Below are 22,743 nucleotides of genomic sequence, written 5' to 3' on the forward strand. Positions count from 1 at the left end.
AATAAATTAAAATTCTTTTTAGATTCTATTTTATCTAATAACCTTACCAATACTGGATTATCAAAAATGATGCTTGAATCTATATATTTAGAACTATTAAAACTTATTTTATACTTTTCATTAATTCCATTGCTGAAAGAGAAATCTAAAAATTCAACTAATTGAGATTCTTTAATTTTATCATTCTGCAAAAGAGAATATTTTACTGTGTAATCATCTATCGGTTTTTCTTTTTTTAATAAGTAAATCATTGTCTGAATACCAGCCGATTTAAAAACTTTGTAATTCCAAAAATCAGTAAATAATTTAATGGTAGTCTCTTGTAAAACCTTATTTCTAAAAATGGATGCTCCAGCACTTGTTATCCAATTGTTTTGAGCAATAAAACACTCTACACCATTTTCTTTTAATAAGTCTATACTAATACAAGCAAAGCCATACCACAAATCCATTTTACCTTGATAGTAATCAGAATTTCGAAAACCATCAAAAGCCTCTTTACTTGTGTATTCTTTTATGTAAGGCGGATTACCAATAACAATATCAAATCCTGTATTTTCAGTTACTATAGGGTTTAAAATCTCTGGAAAATCTAAACGCCAATCAAAATGATTAAACGGTTCGTTATTCGTTTTTAAAGCATTTACTTTTTGCAAAGTTCGCTTCCAACCCTCGGTTTCCAACCACTTTTCAGTTTCTCTTTTAGTCAGTTTTTTACCTGTCTGTTTCTGATAGCCTTTTGTTTCTATCATTAAGGCTAATTGCTTGGATAGAATATCTAATTTTAAATCTCTAATTTCCTTTTTTAAAGTATCTTTTTGGCTTGAATCGGCACTAAAAAAGTCTTTTTGTTTACTTGATATTGTCTTTAGTAAATCTGTTTTTTCATTTATAAGCTCTTGCGCAAAAAAACCAGCAGAAGTATCATCTGTACTCCAATCAATTTCAACTATTTCATTTTCAAATTTGCCAATTAAAGAGTTACCTACCACAATTTTATATGCTAAATTAGGTAATGGTTTTGGTTCTTCTTCATCAACAATTAGACTTAACCAAAAACGTAATTGCGCAATATCTACTGCTCCTTTTTCTATATCTACACCGTAAATAGAGTTTTGAATAATGTTCTCTTTTACAGTAGCTGGACTCCAAACCTTAAAACCTAAATCGAAAGCAATACGTTCTTTTAAAGCAAATATTTCGTGTAGTAAACCCATTGGGAATGCACCAGAACCAATTGCTGGGTCACATATTTTTACTTTGTCTAAAAGATTATTTATTTCATTTAATTGTGTGTCTGTTAATGCTTCTTTGTTTTTTTGTTTTACAAATTGACTAATACCATCTTTAGCGTTTTCTCCAAGATGCGTTACTAAATACTCTATTAAGGATTCTTGTGTCATATATTGCACAATTTCCTTTGGTGTATAAAAAGCACCTTTGTCTTTATTGTCTTCCAGTAAGTTTTCAAAAATATGTCCTAACATTTCTGGGTCAACTGCAATAGTATGTTCCTCTGGACTGTTTTCGTAAATAGTAAAATTAAAACGATTAAAAAACTCAAATAAGTCTGTAAACAATTCACTTGGAAATACTAAATGGTCGAATTTTTCAGATTCCTTTTCAAATAAGCCACCATTTAAATAAGGGATTTTAACCACCTTACCATCAGGCATTGTAAAATCATCGTGAGTTCTTTTTTGATTTAGTGTATCGTAGAATAGTTTAGATAGCCATAAAGGATAAAATGTGTCATTTTCTCCTGCTTGTTTATAAAAGTTTTGAATGAAATTTTTATCTCCGTTTCCTTCTTTATAATTGGTATCTGTTGCACCTAACCAACCTTTTTTCTGAATAAAATATAAGAACACTATTTGCCCTAATAGTTTTTTACAAAAGTCTCTGGCTTCTTTTTTATCGCCATTAAACACAGATGCTAAAAAAGGTGATGGGTTTTGTACTTCTACTAATTGAAATTTACCACCTTTCTTTTGAAACTCTTCTCCTGTTAAGAACTTTACAAACTTTGCATAATGCGTTTCTCTATACTCATCAAAGAACTCTTTAGACATTGCCTCAACAGCAAAAGCATCTTGTATATCTTTTACCTTTATTTGAAACTTACTATCTAATTCTTTAAAACGGTCTATTGCTGTACGATAAGTTTCGTCCTCATCACCAAAAACATAGGTATATCGTTTGGGGTTGGTTTCTTTAGTTTGTACTTGTCCTTCCTCAAAAAAACTGTCGTATGCTATAAAAGAAAATCGCCAATGTTTATTGGCTACATCTTCATATTTAAATGTTGCGAATACAGCATTATTACCAATAATTAATTTTTTAACCAATGCTCCTAAACCTACACGAGCAATCTTTACTTGTCTAAAATCTTCAACCGTTACTTCATAGAGTTCTATTTTACGATTATCGTGTGTTTTAAACTCACCATACTTAACTACTTTTTTAGCTGTACGCTTTTCAGTATCTGTTAATTCAACTTCTTGTTCTCCATCTTCATCATATAAAACAAAATCTTTAACCGAATTTAGAAAAACAGGTTTCAGTACATTATCCTCGAATGATGTTCGATTATAATCTGAAGTGAATATTTGTGATAATATGCTTTCCATTATTTAGTTTCGATGTAAGACTCTGATATTACAATTTGTGGTTTACTGAATAGTGATGCTCTTTGTTGTTTTATTCTTGCTCTATCACTAAAGTTCATATTTTTTAAAACATCATTAAAAACCTTTTCAACTACTTTTTGTGGGTCATTCTCTGTATTTGATTTAAAAAACTTGTTTAATTTATTAGGTAACTGTCTATGAGAGCCTTTATAGATTTCATCTAATGCTCTTTGTAATTGATTCTTTATAAACTCATTTTCTGCTACACCAATAAAAAATTCTAACTGTGTTATTACTTTCTTTTCAGTTGCAGATAATTGTGCTTTAGTTACATTTTTAGTCTCAATGTTTTTAGCTACTGTTTTAAAGTGTGTTAAGGCTTTTGTGACTTGTTTATGATGATTCTCTGGAAGTTTTACAGCTTTCTCTTTAGTGTTTGCCTTAAATATTTTTGCAGCGTTTACAAAGGTTAATTCGTGTACAACATTGTTTTCATCCGTTTTATAAAATACACCAGGATGTCCTTCACTTTTTATATATGTGATTGACGCATTATCTACATTAATAAAAGAGTCAACCTTACTTGATTTACGAGCAATACGAGATTTTTTAGGAATATTTTTAATCTTATTGAACGTATTGATATGTTCTTTTTTGAATGTTCTTAACTCTTGTAGAAATAATAAAGTCTCATTAATTTCCTCTTTTAATTTAGAACCATATAAACCAGCTTCACCAACTTCTTCTAATTGCGAATATATTTGACTATCCTCTCCAAATGCACTATGGAATGCTTGTAGCTTTTTTATAGCTGTATTGGTTAACTTTATTTGATTATCTGATTTATCTGATGGATAAAAATTGAAAACGTGTATTTCATCTGCTTCTGTACCAATACGGTTTACACGCCCAATACGTTGCATTAATCTGGTAGAGTTCCAGGGAACATCATAATTAACAATAACATTAGAACGATGTAGGTTAATACCTTCTGCCAATACTTCTGTTGTAAAGATGATATTAAAATCGTTTTTCCAACTTGCTTTTTCTTGATTAGCATCGAAGTTGTCTAAAATAGTTGGAAATTTATCTTTTCGGTTATCAGCGCTAATGGTCAATATTTTATTGATACCTATATCGCGTAATGTATCACTAACATATTCGATAGTTTCTTTAGATTCAGAGAATACAACTAATTTACCAGAATGATTATTTTTTTTGTGTAAAAATTTAGTCTTTAAATCTGCTATAAACTTATCTAATTTTGGGTCGTAATCTATTATAGACCATTCATCAACTAACTGTTTTATTTTCTTTGCGTCCTCTTTTAATAAATCAATAAAATCTTCTCTAAAATCTTCATCAGAATAGGTTTCATTATTTCCACCTTTCTCATTCATTTTCTTTTCTAACTCTTCCTCTTTACCTTCATTTAAGTATTTATTTACATCAACATCTGGCGCAATATGTACCTTACCATCCTCAAACATCTTAATCATATGATTCGTGTTTTTGTGTAAGCGAGATAAAGACATTTTAAAAGCATAAAAACTACTTTCTAAACGTTTTACCAATAAGGTTTTCATTATCGCAGCTAACCTTTTAGATATAGACTCTACATTACCGTATCTTTTTCTATCCTCTTCATTTATTAAAAACTCTATTGCTCTATATCTATAAAAACCAATACCATCATAAGAGTTTCTATTTTCATCCATAGAAGTCAACATCGTAATCGTAGTATCAAATAATTGACTTAATTCATCATCAAATTCATATCTAACTTCATTAGGTGGGTTTATTTTAGGAAATACAATACCTTGTTCTGTAATATCTTTTTTAAAGTCTTCGTTATTTTCAATATCCGTACGACTCCTTCTTATTACTAAAGGCTCAATTACTTTATCTCTAATTTTATCGAAAATTGCTTTAACCTTATCTATATCAAGAATATCATCTTTTTTTAATTCATCATACTCATCTTTTAATGGCGTAAAGAAAGATTGTAAATCTTTTACGCTTGGAAGATTTGCATTTCTTTTATCTTGAAATAAATAAATCTGGTTTTCTATATCCGCAGGGTGATTGTTTAAAGGTGTTGCAGAAAGCAACATTACTTTTTTACGAGTATCACCATTAGAGCCTGGTATTCTTCTATCTGTTTTTGTAATGGTTTGCAACTTCTCATACATATTAGAAGTATCATTTCTAAATTTATGAGCTTCATCAATAACAATTAAATCATATTCATTAGGATTTGGATAGTTTCTATTAGTACCATCTATTACTTTATGTAAACTATGAGTGCTAACAAAATATGTGTTGTTGTCAATGTGGAAATCTTTAATTGTTGTCTTCCAGTTTTCTTCTAATGCTGGTGGGTATACTATTAATATTTTAGAATGATACCCATTTTCAAACACAAACTTCTTTGCAATTATAGAAGCAACAATAGTTTTACCTAAACCTACTACATCCGCTAAAAAGAATCCGTTATACTTCATTAACTTTTCATATCCTTCAATTGCAGCTTCGGATTGATAGGTAAGTCTTAAATATTTGTCAGGAAGCAATAAGTCTATGTTTGTAGGGTCGTACTCAATACGTTTTCCAAAATATTCTATTAATAATTTGATGTATAATTCAAAAGGTGTGAAGTTGTCATTTAAAAATGTTTCTTCTTTTAAACCAGAAATATCAACAGGTAAAATATCTATTGATTCACTCCAAAGCAACTCAAACTCTTCTGAAGCAAAACGTATATCATCGTAATCTCTTAATTCAACATTAAATTCATAGTTAGACTTTGCCCGAGAACCTAATCCAGATTCAGTAAGATTTGAAGAGCCTGTTATTACACTACCTGTAGAATATTCATTAAAATCTTTTGGTTTAAAAATATAGATTTTGGCGTGTAAGTTTTTTTCAGGATGCGCCTTAATTGTAATTTTCTTGTTTACAATATCTTTTATGAATTGAATAATACCATCTTCAATTTCTTTAGAGTAATCAGCCTCTTGAATGTCTTCTTTAAGTTTTTTTAAAAACTCATCCTTTGTTTCTTGTGGGTCTATAATATGTTGTTGACCTAATGAGTGATACTTCTCTAAAATAACATCAACATTAATCCCGACTAAAATGCGTATTTCTGGTATGTTTTCTAAATATGGTCTTAACTTGAAATATCCTGTAGCTCTGAAATAGCCAACTAAAGCATCAAAATTATGTATGTTAGGTAAGTTCTTAAAAACTCCCTCGAACTTTTTTAATAAGCTGTTATTTGATTTATTAGTAAAAAACTTTGTTGACATTAACCCTTTTTGAATTATGTCATAAATTTAATAATCTTTTTGGTGGTGACATTAAGGAAATCCATAAAATGCTTAATTATTTCACTCACTTTTTTTTAATAGGACTAAAAAGTCAATCAAATCGTCATCATAATCCAGACTTTTTACTTCTACCAAATTGTTAGATGGAATATTAAATCCACATTATTTTGTTCAATGAACAATTTTATTCTTGGTTTCTAATTAACATAAGTATTGATTGAACATAATTTGTATAAGGTAGAACCTTACTTAAAGTAATGTAATACCTTACTATTTTTATTTTTTTGACCGTTGCTATTGACTTCAAATGAGGTCTAATTGATTACAGATGTAGTCAAAACAGGTCATTATTAACCATTAATTTGAAAATGCACTTACCCTAATATTGGAAACAAAAAACCGTAAAAAGAGTAAGGTGCTACCTTACTTTTTTTACGGTCTTGAAAAAAATCTTATATCTGATTAGGCTGCTAAAGCCTTTTTTTGATTCATAATAAAGTCCACCAAATCATCTCCATCTTCCAAACCTTTTTCTTCTAATAATTTACTACATGAAATATTAAACCCTTCCTTTCTTAATTGCTCTGCTGTTTTATTCCAGATTTCAAATTCCGTCTTGTCTGGGAAAGCAATTATTTTACGTCCTTTTAAAGGTTTTAATAATTTGGATTTAAAATTAGACTTACTGCCTGTTGCCATCCATATAATATCAGGTCTAATTATACTCATGATAATAGCTGTCTTTTCAGATTCTACGATACCAATATCTTTTATATTACAGTCATTCAAATTATGCAATCCAAATAAACATTGTTGTAATACAAAATCATTAAGTCGTAATACACGATGTAACCATGTAATACAATTAAAAGGTTTCTTCACTCTTTTGCCTGTTTGCTTGTCATACAACATCACTTTCCCTGCGTGAACCTTAATACATTCATCCACTTGAAGAAATACAGTTGCACCATTCCAATGATTTGATGTTCCAATAAAGAATTTGTGTATGACATCTGTTACATCTCTTGGTGTGAAGAATTGTAAGAGATAGGTAATAAAGTTGTTGGCTTTATGGTTATTACCGAACCTCCCAATAGTCTCATCTGAATGATAAGTCGGGATTTCAGATTTGTAATATTCTGGAAGCACAGAAATAGGCTCGTTGCCTTTAGGAGTAAAATGATAAGCACATTTGCTTTCTCTATCACATCTTCCCATATGGTGTTCTAAATAGGTTTTAGTTTCAGTTTCAACATATCTTACCATTGTTCTTTTCTTACATTGTGGACATGGAAATTTTTTACTTGATTTATCTAATTGGTATTTGTAGGTATTGTTCATAAATTTTGTGGTTTGTTATTTGGTGGTTAGTATTCTTTTGTACTATTCGTAGCATTCGTAATGATTACGAATAATACGAGGATTACGATTTTTACGAGCGTTACGACTTGTTTTCAGCTTTTAACTTTTCTTGGTGCGTATCTCAAATGGCTTGAAAATTAGATTTAATTCCAGCTGACATGGTTTTAAACTTCTCGTATTAAACACATTAATTACATTCAGTCATGTTATCCAAACTGAATAGGTTCACGTTTGATTGTTTTAAATCATACTAAACTGTAGTCGTAGTATTCGTAATAATCGTAACGGTCGTAAAATTCGTAACTATCGTAATGGTTACGAACCTTACGAATTTTACGAGGGTTACTAATTGGGTTTTCATAAATTAAATTTATCAAATAGGTATTCTAATGCATCTTCGTCTGTAAATTTCACGTCTTCAATAGTTTCATCAATCTTTATTGGAGGCTTTACAGGAAACATTTCAGATTTCAGCATATCGTATAGCTTCGCCAGCTCTTCCTTCGGAAGTGCTTTTGCTACGCTATATACTACTGATGCATCCATTAAACCTATTTATCTAATCGTTTCAACGTGTTTCTAACTGTTCCTTCACTAATACCTAACTTGGAAGCTATTTCCGTATTAGGCAAACCTTCTTCTTTCAAATCGCTTATTGTGTTGTCTCTATCTGATATATCCGAAGTTGAATACTGTTTTAAATGTTCTTCTTCTGAACCAAAACCTTCAAATTCGAATTGTAGAAAATTATGAGGATTCTCAATTCTACATACGGCAACGTTACCAGCGTGAAAAACCTGCTCTGTATTACGCTGTTTAATTTGCTTGATATAACGTACCGAAGGCATCGAAGCACTTTCACCAATTGCAAAAGCACTATCACAAAAATTCATTAGCATCTTGCTACCTGACAAATCGTTTTTAGTGATTGGCTTGGTAGCATCCCGTTTTGGGGTGTGTGCCAATACCAAAATAGATACACCATGCTTTTTATTCAGCGCTTTAAGATGCTTCATAATAACAAGGGCGTCTTTGGCTCTTTCGTTATCACTTTTCAAATACGTTATATTATCAATGATTAAAACTTCTGCTTGATGTTTTTCTATGACAGCTTCAAATGAATGACAGATATACTCTTCGTAATCTTTAAACTGTTTTGGCACATCTACTTCGGTATTAATTTCAACTCTTAAAAAATTGTCATTAAAAACGTAGTGGTCTTTGTAATTATCTGAATAGCGTTTCTCAAATTGCTTGTCTGATAATTCAAAATCGAAGTAAGCCACTTTTTTAGGTTTTGATTCTATTTCAAAACCTTTTATCGCTATACCTTTACTAATACTATTAGCTATTTGAACTGCTAAAATTGATTTACCAACATTGGTGTCAGCAAAAAGAATACACAACTCGCCTTCAAACCAAAATCTATCATATAAGAGTTTTGGGATTGGTCGAAGCCTTGCTTCATTTATCCATTGGTTAGCTGGTTTAACAACAAAGCAACTGGTATTGCTTTGTTGTTTTTTAATTGCTCCTTGAAGCTGATCGATATCATCGTTTACAACTTCAAGTTTTTCTTGATTAATTAGTTTTCTTTCTCCCATATTTACATAAAAATAAAGTGTTTATCCAATAGGACTTGCCGAACGTAAGCCGACACTGTTTGGTTGTTTTTCGCTGCGCGTTTTTCAATCTCTTCTCGGAGATAATCTTCGATGCGAATGGTTAATCCTGTTTTACTCATTGTTCTTTGGTTTTTTAAAGGTTAATAAACAAGAAAGCCACAGCAGGATAGATTCTATCTTACTGTGACTCATTAATAAAAAATTAAATACAACTCCTGTCTTTATTTTAGGAGCGTTGTTTCTTTCTTTTAGAAGGCTCTCATAAGCATCCAATGCTTTGAGAAAATTGTGACGTAATTCGTTAAAATTGTTGTACATGTGATTGTGTTTAAAGTCCGAGTGCAATTTACGTTCGGATTTAAAAAATCACTGAGTGGGAAACATGGTGGAGAGACGTTATTTTATGGTTGGAAACAACGATTTATGGTGTTTTTTGAAAATCATGGATTTTCCGAAGCAAATTCCTTAAATTCTTTGAGAAAAGTATGTATTCTTTTTACATCTGGACTATCAAATTCCGTTTCAATTTTTGGAATATTGGTCTTCGAAATAGCATGCTCATCTTTTAGATAAGTTATGAAATCAGATTTTTTACCTTTTATTAGTTTAAGCTCATTAATCGCATGATATAAACAATTAATGCTAGAAGATACATTTTCCTCAAGGTTCTCAATAGTTAAATGAATTTTTAAGAATGACTCTAAAGTGGTGAAAATATTTGGATATTTTTCAAAGATATTCTTTGCTTTAGCTGCCTTTGAAAAATAGATATCGGTTTCAAATGCATATCTATCATTTAGGCTCAAAATGATTTTCAGTTGGGACTCAAAAAATATAAATTCATTAATGAGGTCATTCTCATTTACAAATTCATCGGTAAAAAATTCCATATTACCATATAGGTATTCTAACACAAAACTACGGATAGCTATATTTCTCTTAATTGCCATTCTTCGCAAGCTCAAATACTCTAAACGTTTTTCTACAGCAATGTTTTCTATACCGAGCGAAGATGTTTCTCGGTTTACCTTATTAAAGCCTTCAATTTTTAAGTCTTTATATATTAATTTGAAATTCTGTAAAGCAATCTTCCTTGCTTCCGCATGAGTTAAGCCATAAATCTCCTCATTAAACTCATGGAAGAAAGCAATAAAGATGTTCTCAATATAAAGCTTATACCGAACTAATAGCAATTCATAAATTTCATCTACCAAAATCTTCGTAGGTTGATTTGAAGGGGTTAAGGACACCCTTACAGATTTTGAGAATGCATCAGACACCGAAACATTACCAGTCCGCATGATACGTTCGTAAAATTCATTTAGAACGAGTATTTCGTCTTGCTTATTTTGAGATTCTTTTTCAAACTTTTTTCTTTCAAGCTTTCCGAAATATTTCATAGTAGGTTAGGGGTTTTATGAGCCACGAAAATACTTTTTTACGAGAACAAAGAAAAGGAGCTTTAACCTTAAATTTATGCTATAATAAATCACCTTTATAACCTATTGCATTACAATGTACTACACCGTAATACATTGTAATACGATGTAATACACTCTTTATTTAACTCTACTTATTGCAGTAAATGCGAGAAATCTTCTGGTAGTTGAGCATCAATATCACGTAAGTAACTCTCCAATGCTGTCATGGATGAATGCCCTGTAATTAACATCAGCTTACTCTTAACTGTATAAGGTGTCATATTGGGTTCTTTAGATAATTCCCTATATATTTCTGAAATAGTGGTATGCCTAAAACTATATAAACCATAATCTTCATTAAGGTCAAAATGATCTTTAACTTTCTTGAATCGCTTTGTAAAATAGTCACGCTTGCTGGCTTCAGTCACATCCCATTCCCCTCCAATTTGGAGATTTGTAAAAAGACAATCATCTTTAGAAAAAGCGGTTAAGTCAGGTAGTTTATCAAATAATATTTTAGGAATTATTTTTTCTTTGACCAGTTTATTTTTTGCTCGAACCTGCATCTTCATGTCCTTGATATTTAAATCACCTATTCTCAATCTGCAAACCTCCATAGGTCTCAAAAATCCATAGGATACAAAATCTACAAAAAGTGATAATAAAGGGTCATTTTCATTCATGTAATCCTTAAGTTCTTTTAGTAAGTCAGAACTGTAGGACTTATTTCGCGAAGGTTTAGCTGTCAGTCTTTTTATTTTGGTAACAAAATTAGTTTGTAATACATCATTGTCAACTAATGTTTCAATGAAAGAGCCTAAATCTGTTCGTGTATTATTTCGATTACGAGGACTTGTCTTTTGTAATACGCTATTTAGATAATGTATTACGGTCTTCTTCGTAATTGTTTCAATAGAATCCTCCTCTACAAAGTCATTCTCATAAAGCCATCTATAAAACTGGTTTATTCGACTTCTGAATTTTGGAAAGGAGTTTTCATTCAGAACTTTTGCCTTTGTATCTAAAACTATTTTTTTAGCTTCTTCAAGCGTCGTTTCAATTAACGCTTCTTTAGGAATTGGTCGAGCAGCTTCCTTTATTTTTTTGGCAGGAGCATCTACTTTTAATTTCGGTTTCTCAACAACAACTGGTTCTGGATTTTCTATAACTGGAGTTTCTGGTTTTCCAGTCAAATTTTCCTTCACATGAGAATTATCTTTTAAATACGGATTATATCCTGCATCTAAAACATTTAATAATTGTCTCCTAATCTTCTCCAAAATGATAAGACGATGTCTTTTGGTTGAAAAACTGTTGGCTGAACCTTTGATTCTTTTCTGCTGTTTTAGCTTCTTTGTCTCTGGGTCTCGGTAAGAATAATAAATATACCAATCTTTCTTAAGCGCCTCTCTCTGTTGCTTTTTAGTAAGTTTTGACCAGTGGTTTATATCCACTCCGCCAGTGTAAATTTTAGGTTCGTTGTAGTTGGGTAACATAGGCAAATCATGTACTGTATCATGTACCTGCAATATAAAACTTAAAACTGAAGTCATAAAAAAAAGGGTTGTGAATACACAACCCTTTGATTTAATTAGACTTAAGCCTTGTAGCGGGAACTGGACTCGAACCAGTGACCTTCGGGTTATGAGCCCGACGAGCTACCTACTGCTCTATCCCGCGATTTAATTTCCAAGTACGTTGTTTAGCTTTTAACTTACCGGTTCATAATGCCGATTCAACCATTTTGGACTGCAAAGATACAATGCTTTTTAAATATAACAAGCAGAATTTAAAAAAAATTATTGCTCAATGTTTTCTGCACGAAAACTAACCAAGTTTTGCCCCTCAAATTGCACCGATATTTGAATGGGATTACAGCAGACCTCACAGTCCTCAATATATTGCTGCTCAGATTGTGAGCTATCTAATAACATTGAAATAGACTCCCAACAATATGGGCATTGAAACTCGTGTTCTTCCATAAAATTAAAATACAAAAAAAAGAGGTTATTAAAAAATAACCTCTTTATTAAAATAATTCTTGTACGTTTCCTTAATCGTTGTCTGTAATAACAGATCCTGAATTTAAGTCCATCATGTTTGGATTATTACCGTTAATAACGCTAATGTACTCCTGGTTTAATTTGTTGTCGCTTACCATAAAAGTTTTTAATTTGGGGAAATAAGATAATTCAAATGGTACGTCTCCTGTTAATAGATTATTAGCTAAAACAATTTCTTCTAATTGTGTTAATGCCATAATTTCAGCAGGAATCTCACCACTAATCTTATTATCGATTAAACTTAATTTTACTAAATTACTCAAAGCACTAATTTCTGTAGGTATCGTGCCGGTTAACTTATTACTGCCTAATTCTAATATGCGTAGGTTTGATAACTTACTAATATTAGTAGGTATAGACCCATCTAGAATATTCATAGATAAGTTTAATGTTTCTAATTTGTTTAAATTTCCTATTGATGAAGGAATGGAACCTGATAGCTTGTTTAAACCGAAATTTAAATGCTTCAAATTAACCAAATTTCCTATTTCTTGGGGAAGTGTTCCTTGTAAGTTATTGAATTCTAAATTTAAATCTACAACTTGGTTGTTTTTAACCGTTACGCCATACCAACTTTCCATAGGAGATGATAAGTCCCAAGCATGTGTCCATTGACTTCCGTTTGTAGAATTATAAAGTGCTACAAGCGCAGCTTTCTCCGTATTTGTAACGTTAGCCAATGACAAGGCTGTTACAAACAAACATAAAATTGATAGTTTAATAGCTTTCATAAGTGATAAATTTGGAATCAAATCTTGAACAATATTAAGTCGAATATAGATTAAAAACAAATTTATTCGATGAAATGCACGTTTTGTTAAGATTTTACACCCAAAATCACAAATTAATCCAAAGCGTCTAAAGATTCTTGAACCTGCTCCCAGTCATGCATTAAACTTTCTAATTTATCTTTTTTACTTTGATAACTTTCGAAAAAGTCCGGATTAGAAACCACTTCATCGTAATTTGTGGCGAGCTCCACATCAATTTCTTTTATCGTTTTTTCTAATTGTTGAATTTTAGATTCAATATTACTCAACTTATTATTAAGCGATTTAAATTTCTTTTGGTATTCGTAACTTTCTTTATTGCTTTCTTTAGGCGCTTGTTTTTCTACATCACGTTTTTCCACCTCACGCAGATTTTCAACATTACGTTGTTGGAGGTAGAAATCAATATTTCCGAGATATTCTTTTATTTTATGATCTTTAAATTCATAAACCGTATCGGTTAAATCTTGGAGAAAATCTCTATCGTGCGATACTAGAATTAATGTTCCTTCAAATTGTTTTAGGGCATCCTTTAACACGTTTTTAGATTTGATATCCAAATGATTCGTTGGCTCATCCATAACCAATACATTAAAAGGCTGCAATAATAATTTGGCTAGTGCCAAACGGTTTCGTTCACCTCCAGATAATACACGAACATACTTATCTACTTCATCACCGCGGAATAAAAAAGATCCTAGAATATCACGAACGCGACTTCTATTTTTCTCATTGGCCGCATCAATCATAATATCTAAAACCGTTTTATTACCATCTAAATATTCAGCTTGGTTTTGTGCGAAATACCCTATTTGAACATTGTGACCGAGTTTTAAACTGCCTTCATGCTTTAATTCGCCCACAATAATTTTAGCTAATGTGGATTTTCCTTGACCATTTTGTCCAACAAACGCCGTTTTAATATCGCGAGCAATATGCAAATCGATATCTTTTAAAACGGTTAAATCGCCATATTTTTTAGTGATATTATTTGCTTCAATCACCACTTTCCCAGGAACAATAGACACCGGGAATTTAAGCGTCATGACGCTGTTATCATCTTCATCAACCTCAATCCTATCCATTCGGTCCAACTTCTTGATTAAGGATTGTGCCATGGTAGCTTTAGATGCTTTAGCACGAAACTTTTCAATTAGCTTTTCGGTTTGTTCAATTTCCTTTTGCTGATTTTTTTGTGTGGCTAATTGTTGCTCTTTTATTTCTTTTCGCAATACTAAAAACTTGGAATATGGCTTGTTGTAATCGTAGATTCTTCCTAATGAAATTTCAATTGTTCGGTTCGTCACATTATCTAAAAACATTTTATCGTGTGATACAATTACCACAGCACCGGAATAGCCTGTTAAAAAGCCTTCCAGCCAGATAATAGATTCAATATCCAAGTGGTTGGTAGGCTCATCCAGAAGCAGCAAATCATTGTTTTGCAATAAAAGCTTGGCTAACTCAATTCGCATACGCCAACCTCCAGAAAAGGTATCCGTTAATTTATTAAAATCCTCACGCTTAAACCCTAAACCTTGAAGTATTTTCTCGGTTTCGCCTTGGTAGTTATAACCACCTAAAATTTCATATTGGTGTTGCATATCATTTACATCCACCATGAGTTGATGATAGCCATCACTTTCATAATCGGTACGTGTTGCCAATTGGGTGTTTATATCATCAAGCTTTGCTTCAACTTCCTTAATTTCTTTAAAAGCTTCGTAGGACTCTTCCAGAACGGTTCGTCCTAATTCAAAATCGATATCCTGTTTTAAAAATCCGATTCGTAAGTTTTTATCGGCTGCCAATTGGCCAGAATCTGGCTCCATTTCTTTTGCTAAAATTTTTAGCATGGTCGATTTTCCTGCGCCATTTTTCCCAATGAGACCAATACGATCGCCTGCGGTTATTTTGAAGGTAATTTCTTCAAAGAGATAATCGCCTTGAAAGGAAACAGAAAGGTTGTGAATATTGAGCATTTTTTTACAATTGTTACTAAACTATATTAAATAATTGGCTAATTTTGTTTTTCTTATAAAGTGCAAAAGTAAACTAATAAAAATGATAACAAAAGGAACGAAGCTTTATAGCATTTTTACAGGTGCTTGCCCTAAGTGCCATCAGGAATCCATGTACGTTAATAAAAATCCGTACGTACTATCTGAAGTTCAAAAAATGCATGAAAACTGCATTCATTGTGGCTTTAAATTTCATATTGAACCCTCATTTTTTTACGGATCAATGTATGTGAGTTATGCCGTTGGCATTGCTTTTGCCGTGGCTGCTTTTGTAATTAGTTATCTTTTTCTAGGTTCCGGATTAATGACGGCCTTTATTGCCATAGTTGGAACATTAATTGTTTTCTCACCTATTATCATGCGTATTTCTCGAAACATCTGGATAAACATGTTTGTAGATTACGATAAGGAAAAAGCTAAATAGTATATCTGCCTATTGCAATTTCTGGGTTTAATGGTTGCTTGTTTTCTATAAAGTTAAAAAGTTGCTTTGCGGCATAAGGCGAAATCATTACCCCTCTAGAGCCCAATCCGTTTAACACATGTAGATTTTTATGACTTGCATGCGTACCTACCAATGGTCTTCTGTCATTTACTGTTGGCCGAACACCCGCTTTATGGCTCACCACTTCAAAAGGTGCTTTTAAAAATGTTTTCAGTTTACTACTTAATTCCGCCTTCCCTTCTTCTGTAGGATTGTTTGTTTTATCAAATCGACTATAGGTGGCACCAACATAATAATCTTCATCTGAATTTGGCATAATAAAAACACTAGATTTTATGGCATAATCTATTTTCAAAACGGGAACGTTTATGGTTAAAACCTCTCCTTTGGTTCCATTTAGTGGTAAGTAGTTAAAAAACGGATTTTGTTTTAATCCAAACCCTTCGCAAAACACAATGTGATTGGCTTCATGGTTTTTATACTGAAGCGTCTCGGCATCTATTTGTAAGGCTTCATATTGAAAGCCATCCGTTACTATTTGTGAATGGCTTTTTAGATAGGTTCTATAATTCGAAATCAAAACGGTTGTATCCACACGTCCAGCATGATAAACTTGACCTAAATTAAATGGCGCATCTATATGTGGGTTTGAATTTGAAACTAATTTAGTAGATAGATAGGGTTCCAAGTTCGGTTTATCGGAAGCGGTAAACCATAGATTTTGCTCTTCAATGGACGCAAAGCGTCTATATAATTTGATTGTATAATCTAGTTTCACATTAAGCAAGCGTTCTAATTCCTTATAATATGGTTGGGCTAAAGCCAATTGCTCCTTTGCCATCCAAACCTCAGTAAAACGCTTTAAAATAACCGGGTTATACATACCAGCAGCAACCAAAGACGCTTGTTGGGAATTATTATCAAACACCAAAAAGGATTTGTTGGCTTTACGTAATTGCTCACAAAAGGCAACACCAGCTAAACCCAGACCTACTATAAAATAATCTACTTTCATATATGCAAAGGTACTGTGCTTTTCGGATTATTAATATCATAAAAACAAAAAACGCTCACTTAAAAAAGTGAGCGTTTTAATATTCTTAACATGTAAGGCTTAATAAGACCACATATCTAATTCAAAGTTTCTAATTTTCTCTTTAATGCGCTCGGATTCTAATAACTGCATTAATGCATTTTCAGAAATATACTCGGTTACCTTACGGTCTCCATATACGTTTTCTTCTTTGTAAATATAGCCGTTAAAACGTCTAGAATTTAACAAATGATCAAATGAATATGGCACTGAGCTGTTTTCATTATTGAAAGCTTTAGCTTCGTGTAAAATTTCACGTGCATCTGGGAAAAATACCCAAAACAATGGAATAGGTTCTTTGTTTGCCTCATCATCCGAATCAATAAAGTTAACATCTGGTGCTGCAGGTGCAATACCAATTAAACGATATTTTAATTCAGCTTGACGCTTATCAAAGTACCAAAGTCCTTTTATTAAATAGGCGCTTACATCATACGATGTTATATCACGTTTCGTAATATACTCCGGAGAAACAAATCCATCCGCATTGTATTGATCGTAACCAATATCTAACGTATCTACTTTAGACATACTAGCACGTAAATCATTAATAGTACGTTCTGCTGTAAAGTATGAATCGTCATAAACGGTAGCAATGTTTCCATTTTTAACGTTTTTCCAAAGTACATCAAATAATGAACGTCTGTGCTTGCCTATGTTGTTTGTATCTACAGGGTAGTACAACGGAAAGTTTACACGCTCATCAAGAACAACGCGTTCCCATGTCATTTTAGAAAACAGAATGTCTCTATCATCCACATAACCATATTCCAATGGTTTATCATTATCCACTGCTTTTTGAGCTTCTGTGCGCACACCAATTTCCTCTGGCGATTTTGCACTCAACAAGTTTGCTTGTGCAAAAGAAGCTGTCACAAAAGACACTCCTAAAACGGTTAATAAAAAACTTTTATAATTCATCTGTTTTAATTTTAATTATTTGGGCTTATCATCAGATGTTAAAACCAATATTAATTTGTTAATTCAACAATTACTGGAGATACACCTTTTAACTTATAAGATGAGTTTCCTTTAATTTGTGCTGAAATATCGAAAATTGATATTTGGTCTCCACGTCTTGCCTTACGTAAGGCATTTTTAGCTTGACTATTTAATTTTGTTCCACTAACATTTACAGATGGCTGTCCAGGTACTTTTACCTTAAATGATGTTACTTGAATTGGTAATTCAAAATCAAAATCATCTAACAACGCTCCAATAGTTGAAATTTCAACACTGTTACGTGGTAACTTTACAATACCTGTTTGACCACTAATAGATCCTGTTGGTTTTGGAATATCTTTAATTCTAAATGTTGCTCTATCGCTAACTTTTGATCCATCAGGTAATGTTCCTGATACATTAATAGACACTTCACGACCTGAACCTGGATTCATTACGTATTTACCTGTTCCAGATGCTTTACTTAAACCTGGCGCACTAGCTGATACATTATTATCCGATACACCAGCAAACGAGATAGTCATTGGGTTTGCAACACCACGATAAACAACGTTCATCTTATCAGCAGAAATAGTTGCTGAATTTGGTTTTGGTACTACTGCATACGTAGATTGCACAGGAATAGAGATAATAGAATCACCTTCCTTAAATTGAAATTCACCAGTAATTTCTCTTTCTCCAACAGCACCTGCCGGGAAATCTAAAATTGTTTTACCAGCTTGCATAGATTCTTTAGATAACTCTTGTCCGTTGATAATAACTTTATCAGCTTGAAGCGTGTTATCCTTTTTACCTAAGATAATAGTTCCAGTAAAGTTTTCTCCTGAAAAGAAAGCCGTTTTACTTGGTACTACAATCGCATCAAAGTTTGTTAGAGAAGCTTCAACTTTTAATTTACCAGCTAACATAGACGATAACACTTCAGATTCTGTTGTTTTAACGTCTGCTTGTAATTGGGTCATTTTAGTTAAAGAGGCTACTAAAGGAAATCCTCTGTAGTGATAGCTTAACCAATCAATTTTGTTACCATCTCTATTTACTACTGGCTCTGTAGAAAACTTTTCTTCCACATCTTCAGCAATATCAGCTAAATCAGGGTTTGTGTTTAATACAGCAACAACACCATCTCTGTAGGCATTTATTTTATCCATGAACTCTTGACCTTCTGGCTTCAACTTTTCGCCTTTAAAGAAGTAGTTGTCTAAAAAGTCACCTTTATCCATAACTTCGTAATCTTGAGGGTCATCAACAGTTGCTGTCATTTGTCCTTTTAAATCACTTAAGTATGAGTTGAAATCGTTTGATAATTCATCAATTTGATCAGCTTGCGCCTTCAATGGTTGATATTTAGCTGGTTGTTCGCTAACTTTTTCAGCTAACCCAGCCATAAACGCCTGATTTCTATCCGTAGTTGCTTCGTTTGATTCGACTAATTTTTCATTCATTAAGCCAAATGCCGAAAGCACTTCTTTTGACATATTCAATGCTAACATCGCAATGAAGATTAAATACATCAAGTTAATCATTTTCTGCCTTGCAGATAATTTTCCTCCTGCCATTTCTAATTTAGTTTTTTGTTATAATTACTTAAAATTGATACTACTAAACTTAATTAGTTTTTATTCATTGCAGATAACATACCGCCATAAACACCGTTTAAAGATGATAAGTTAGATGCTAATGATTGCATTTGTTCTTTTAATTTTTGTGCATTTTCAACAGACTCTTCGTTGATGGTTGCTTGACGATTAACGCTTTCTAATTGAACTTTATACAAGCTGTTTAATGATTCCATTTGTGCAGCAGCTAAAGATAACTCTTCACCATACTTTTTAGTAGCAGCAATTGAATCTACGGTTGGAGCAATTCCTTTTGCAGCACCTTCAAAGTTTTTAATACTGTTTCCTAAAGAAGCCATTAACTCACCGTCAATTTTAGCATCTTTTAATAAATTATCTAATTTTTGAGATAATAATCCTTCAGCATCTTTTGGTTGTTCTTTCTTTTTAGTTGTTGCCATACCTCCAGCTAATTCAGGATATACTAATGACCAGTCTAAATCATTATCTACTGGTTCAAAGGCAGAAAGTGCGAAAATTATTGCTTCAGTAACTAAACCAATTGTTAACATCACGTTACCTGTTAATGGACCGATTTCAAAGTGAATAATTTTGAATAATGCACCAATAATAACAATAGATGCACCTAATCCGTAAGCCATTGCCATAAATTTCTTAAATCCTCTTGATTGTGCCATAATTTTTAATTTTTAGTTTAGTTTAATTTAGTTTATAGTTTAGTTTAATTTTTTGTTTAATTAGTTTAGAGAATTTAAGGTTACATCCGTACCTAAATAATCTTGAACGGTTCTGAAACCAATGTAGCTACGTGCAGAATCTGCATACTCATAGTCTCTTGAACTTACTTGTAAATAATACGCGACATCTTTCCAAGATCCACCACGCACTACTTTCCGGTTATTATTAATATCATTTACACTAGGGTTGATACTTGAAACATACTCATAAGAAGATGGATCGTAAGAAGCATGTACCCATTCTGAAACGTTTCCAGCCATATTGTATAGATTGTAATCGTTTGCTTCGTAAGATTTTGCTTCTACAGTATATAATGCTTGATCGGCCGCATAATCACCACGTAATGGTTTAAAGTTTGCCATAAAGCAACCTCTATCATTTTTAGTGTAAGGTCCACCCCAAGGAAAGGTTGCCGCTTGTAAGCCACCGCGTGCAGCATACTCCCATTCCGCTTCTGATGGTAAACGGTATTTTGGTACATTATGTTGCTTTTTACCTTTTCTGTATGAATTATGATATAAGGTACGCCATTCACAGAACGCATTAGCTTGTTTCCAAGACACACCTACAACTGGATAATCATCATAAGCAGCATGCCAGAAATAATCATTATGCATTGGCTCATTATAAGAGTATGCAAAATCACGAATCCAAGCCGTTGTATCTGGATAAATTTCTACAGCTTCTGTAATTAAGAATTCCGAACGCTTTTTACCTTTATTATGCATTTTGGCAGCTTTCTCGATATCCATATATGTATACTGGAATTTAAATTTCTTTACATCCCAAGTACGTTGACCATTATAAGATTCTTCTATTGGCAAATACATGGTATCCATAACTTCTGCATACAACTCATCAATATAAGCAGCTGTATCAAATTCAATATCGATATCATTGTTTAACTTTCTACCTTCGTAGCCTGTTGGACCTAAACCAGCATAATTATCATACATGTATTTTTCGTACACAGACATATTATCTGGATCTGCATCTACAAATGCATAATCTCCAATAGTACCAGCGTCAGCTTGAGTTAAACCTTCTTCATCGGCTAAAATAGCTAAACGTGTTCTGATTGTTGAATCACGTACCCAGTTAACAAACTGCTTATACTCGCTGTTTGTAATTTCGGTAGCATCCATATAATAGGAACGAACGGTTACCGTTTTGGCTGGTGCATCATTAACTCCAGCAAGATCGTCGTCTGCTTTACCCATTATAAAAGCACCACCTGGAACTAATTCCATTCCATAAGGTTTTTCGGGATGCCATTTTTTTCCTTTAACTCCTACAAGCTGACCTCTGTCTCCAGATCCACAGCTAGTTAGCACAGCTAAAATTGCGGTTAATAACATTAATTTTTTCATATCCATAGAAAACTCGAGGTTAATTATTTCGGTCTTAAAAATTTTAAGAGCGTAAACATATTTATATAATTTGTAAAAAACAACTTTTTTTTCCTAAAATTACTCGTTTCATCGTAAAAAAATGCATCTCATCGATGAAATACCACCTTAAAACGTTAAAGTTTTATACACAATTCTTTTGAAACGCCTTGTACCAGCGTTCTGGCACATTATTATTGCAGGCATTCTGATAATCTTGGTGCGTACAAGGTAATAACGTATGTCTTTTCAATTTATTATTTATTTCTTCTAAAAAAGGAATTTCAATCCACCAACGCCCAGATTTCATACTTTTATAAAAAATAAGCTCTTGGTGGTCGACCAAGGTAATGAATTTTTGGTAGTTATGATCTAATGAAAAATCATCGTCTTTCACCCTATAATTAACACCTTCTATAAAATACCACAACATTTGAGCTATTAAACCAGAGGTTAAATCGTCTATACTAGACGGTTTGTACTCAAAAATTCCAAATGTTGTTACTTTATTACTAATTCCGGCATAACGTGAAATTGCGCAAATTTCTTTTCCATCAAAACCATTTGGTGATACTTGTTGCCTGGAGCCAACTTCCGATCCTTTTACAGACCCTAAATCAACACTCACTATATTGGCATCCCGTAAGGCTGGCTCCACAAGTGTAATATCATTAGACACAGACCCTAATCGGTAAGACTCAAAATAAAGCTTATCCATTAAGTCTATTTCTTCTTGCGAATTAAAATAGGTTTGGTAACCTATAGTTGCGTAATTGAATAAGTTATACGGTTCATCTAATATAATCTTTCCAACAAAGCTATTGTTTTTAATTGGCTTGGTTGAATCGCCTAAATCGAATTTAGAATCTACGTTGGCAATATTCACCATTGGCATCAACGCATCATAAGCACGATAGATAGGATAGGTTAAATCCTGACTTCCACCAAGGATAATTGGTATAATACCTTTGGGAATCAATAGAGCAACGGCAGTTTTTACGGCATAATAGGTATCTTCTATAGATTCTCCTTTATGAATATCGCCTAAATCGGCAATTGTAGTATGCCAATTTCCAGGAAAAAGAGCGTAAAGTGATTTTCTAATTTCGTTTAAATTAAAATCTTCACCTATATAATTAATATCATTCCGGTTTTCCAAAACGCCAATGATGGCTATTTGCACACCATCTAAATCTGGAATCCCACTTTGAGCAGAATGAATACGCAATTTTCTTCCAAGCGCTTGTGTTGACAATAATTCATTATGAGCTACAACACTATCGGGAACGGGAGTCAGAAAACTAAAATTCAT

Annotated in this window: 18 protein-coding genes and 1 tRNA gene; 1 reads left to right on the plus strand and 18 read right to left on the minus strand. The window is 32.5% G+C overall.

All coding sequences use genetic code 11. From position 1 onward, the window contains the following. The 12 genes from ACN0QX_RS10940 to ACN0QX_RS10995 all read right to left on the minus strand — a co-directional run. On the minus strand, nt 1-2,630 hold a 2,630-nt coding region (locus tag ACN0QX_RS10940), incomplete at its 3' end, for an Eco57I restriction-modification methylase domain-containing protein (RefSeq protein WP_417196979.1). Continuing rightward, nucleotides 2,630-5,941, minus strand: coding sequence for a helicase-related protein (locus tag ACN0QX_RS10945; RefSeq protein ID WP_417196980.1), 3,312 nt, complete (start codon nt 5,939-5,941; stop codon nt 2,630-2,632). The genes ACN0QX_RS10945 and ACN0QX_RS10940, both read right to left, overlap by 1 nt. 483 nt (nt 5,942-6,424) lie before the next feature. Continuing rightward, complete coding sequence (locus tag ACN0QX_RS10950) at nt 6,425-7,303, minus strand: DUF6371 domain-containing protein (RefSeq protein WP_417196982.1); 879 nt, start codon at nt 7,301-7,303, stop codon at nt 6,425-6,427. 378 nt (nt 7,304-7,681) lie between these two features. Then, nucleotides 7,682-7,870: a hypothetical protein gene (locus tag ACN0QX_RS10955; protein ID WP_417196984.1), complete on the minus strand. Its 189-nt coding sequence runs from the start codon at nt 7,868-7,870 to the stop codon at nt 7,682-7,684. A gap of 5 nt (nt 7,871-7,875) precedes the next feature. Next, on the minus strand, nt 7,876-8,928 hold the full coding sequence (locus ACN0QX_RS10960; protein WP_417196986.1) for an AAA family ATPase: 1,053 nt from the start codon (nt 8,926-8,928) through the stop codon (nt 7,876-7,878). 2 nt (nt 8,929-8,930) lie between these two features. Beyond that, nucleotides 8,931-9,068: a hypothetical protein gene (locus ACN0QX_RS10965; RefSeq protein ID WP_417196988.1), complete on the minus strand. Its 138-nt coding sequence runs from the start codon at nt 9,066-9,068 to the stop codon at nt 8,931-8,933. Nucleotides 9,069-9,389: 321 nt separating this feature from the next. Then, nucleotides 9,390-10,349 carry a hypothetical protein gene (locus tag ACN0QX_RS10970; RefSeq protein ID WP_417196990.1) on the minus strand — a complete coding sequence of 320 codons (960 nt, stop codon included), beginning with the start codon at nt 10,347-10,349 and terminating at the stop codon, nt 9,390-9,392. 173 nt (nt 10,350-10,522) lie between these two features. Then, a complete protein-coding gene (locus tag ACN0QX_RS10975; RefSeq protein ID WP_417196992.1) occupies nt 10,523-11,923 on the minus strand; it encodes a tyrosine-type recombinase/integrase in 1,401 nt (466 codons plus the stop codon). A gap of 54 nt (nt 11,924-11,977) precedes the next feature. Continuing rightward, nucleotides 11,978-12,050: transfer RNA gene (locus ACN0QX_RS10980), tRNA-Met, on the minus strand. A 119-nt stretch (nt 12,051-12,169) separates the two neighbouring features. Beyond that, nucleotides 12,170-12,352 carry a CPXCG motif-containing cysteine-rich protein gene (locus ACN0QX_RS10985; RefSeq protein WP_248397929.1) on the minus strand — a complete coding sequence of 61 codons (183 nt, stop codon included), beginning with the start codon at nt 12,350-12,352 and terminating at the stop codon, nt 12,170-12,172. 71 nt (nt 12,353-12,423) lie between these two features. After that, nucleotides 12,424-13,164 (minus strand): Two component regulator three Y domain protein, encoded by a 741-nt coding sequence (locus ACN0QX_RS10990; RefSeq protein WP_417196994.1) that lies wholly within the window; start codon nt 13,162-13,164, stop codon nt 12,424-12,426. Nucleotides 13,165-13,277: 113 nt separating this feature from the next. Then, a complete protein-coding gene (locus tag ACN0QX_RS10995; RefSeq protein ID WP_248397925.1) occupies nt 13,278-15,185 on the minus strand; it encodes an ABC-F family ATP-binding cassette domain-containing protein in 1,908 nt (635 codons plus the stop codon). Between the two features lie 82 nt (nt 15,186-15,267). Here ACN0QX_RS10995 and ACN0QX_RS11000 point away from each other — a divergent pair, with 82 nt between their 5' ends. Next, the gene (locus ACN0QX_RS11000; RefSeq protein WP_417196996.1) at nt 15,268-15,648 is read left to right on the plus strand and encodes a DUF983 domain-containing protein; all 381 of its coding nucleotides are present in this window, start codon (nt 15,268-15,270) and stop codon (nt 15,646-15,648) included. On the opposite strand, the gene ACN0QX_RS11005 is transcribed toward ACN0QX_RS11000, so the two are convergent. The 6 genes from ACN0QX_RS11005 to ACN0QX_RS11030 form a co-directional block, all read right to left on the minus strand. Continuing rightward, nucleotides 15,641-16,684, minus strand: coding sequence for an NAD(P)/FAD-dependent oxidoreductase (locus ACN0QX_RS11005; protein WP_417196998.1), 1,044 nt, complete (start codon nt 16,682-16,684; stop codon nt 15,641-15,643). The two genes, ACN0QX_RS11000 and ACN0QX_RS11005, sit on opposite strands and share 8 nt — an antisense overlap. A 99-nt stretch (nt 16,685-16,783) precedes the next feature. After that, the gene (gldN, locus tag ACN0QX_RS11010; RefSeq protein ID WP_376859060.1) at nt 16,784-17,683 is read right to left on the minus strand and encodes a gliding motility protein GldN; all 900 of its coding nucleotides are present in this window, start codon (nt 17,681-17,683) and stop codon (nt 16,784-16,786) included. A gap of 50 nt (nt 17,684-17,733) precedes the next feature. Then, nucleotides 17,734-19,284, minus strand: a complete 1,551-nt coding sequence (gene gldM, locus ACN0QX_RS11015; protein ID WP_248397919.1) for a gliding motility protein GldM — start codon at nt 19,282-19,284, stop codon at nt 17,734-17,736. A gap of 53 nt (nt 19,285-19,337) precedes the next feature. Then, nucleotides 19,338-19,982, minus strand: coding sequence for a gliding motility protein GldL (gene gldL, locus ACN0QX_RS11020; protein WP_248397918.1), 645 nt, complete (start codon nt 19,980-19,982; stop codon nt 19,338-19,340). A gap of 60 nt (nt 19,983-20,042) precedes the next feature. Continuing rightward, complete coding sequence (gldK, locus tag ACN0QX_RS11025; protein WP_248400595.1) at nt 20,043-21,413, minus strand: gliding motility lipoprotein GldK; 1,371 nt, start codon at nt 21,411-21,413, stop codon at nt 20,043-20,045. Between the two features lie 163 nt (nt 21,414-21,576). Then, entirely contained in the window at nt 21,577-22,743 is a 1,167-nt protein-coding gene (locus ACN0QX_RS11030) for a formimidoylglutamase (protein WP_417197001.1), read from the minus strand.

The organism is Bizionia sp., from assembly GCF_048259285.1.
GTDB classification, from domain to species: Bacteria; Bacteroidota; Bacteroidia; order Flavobacteriales; family Flavobacteriaceae; genus Algorimicrobium; species Algorimicrobium hallyeonense.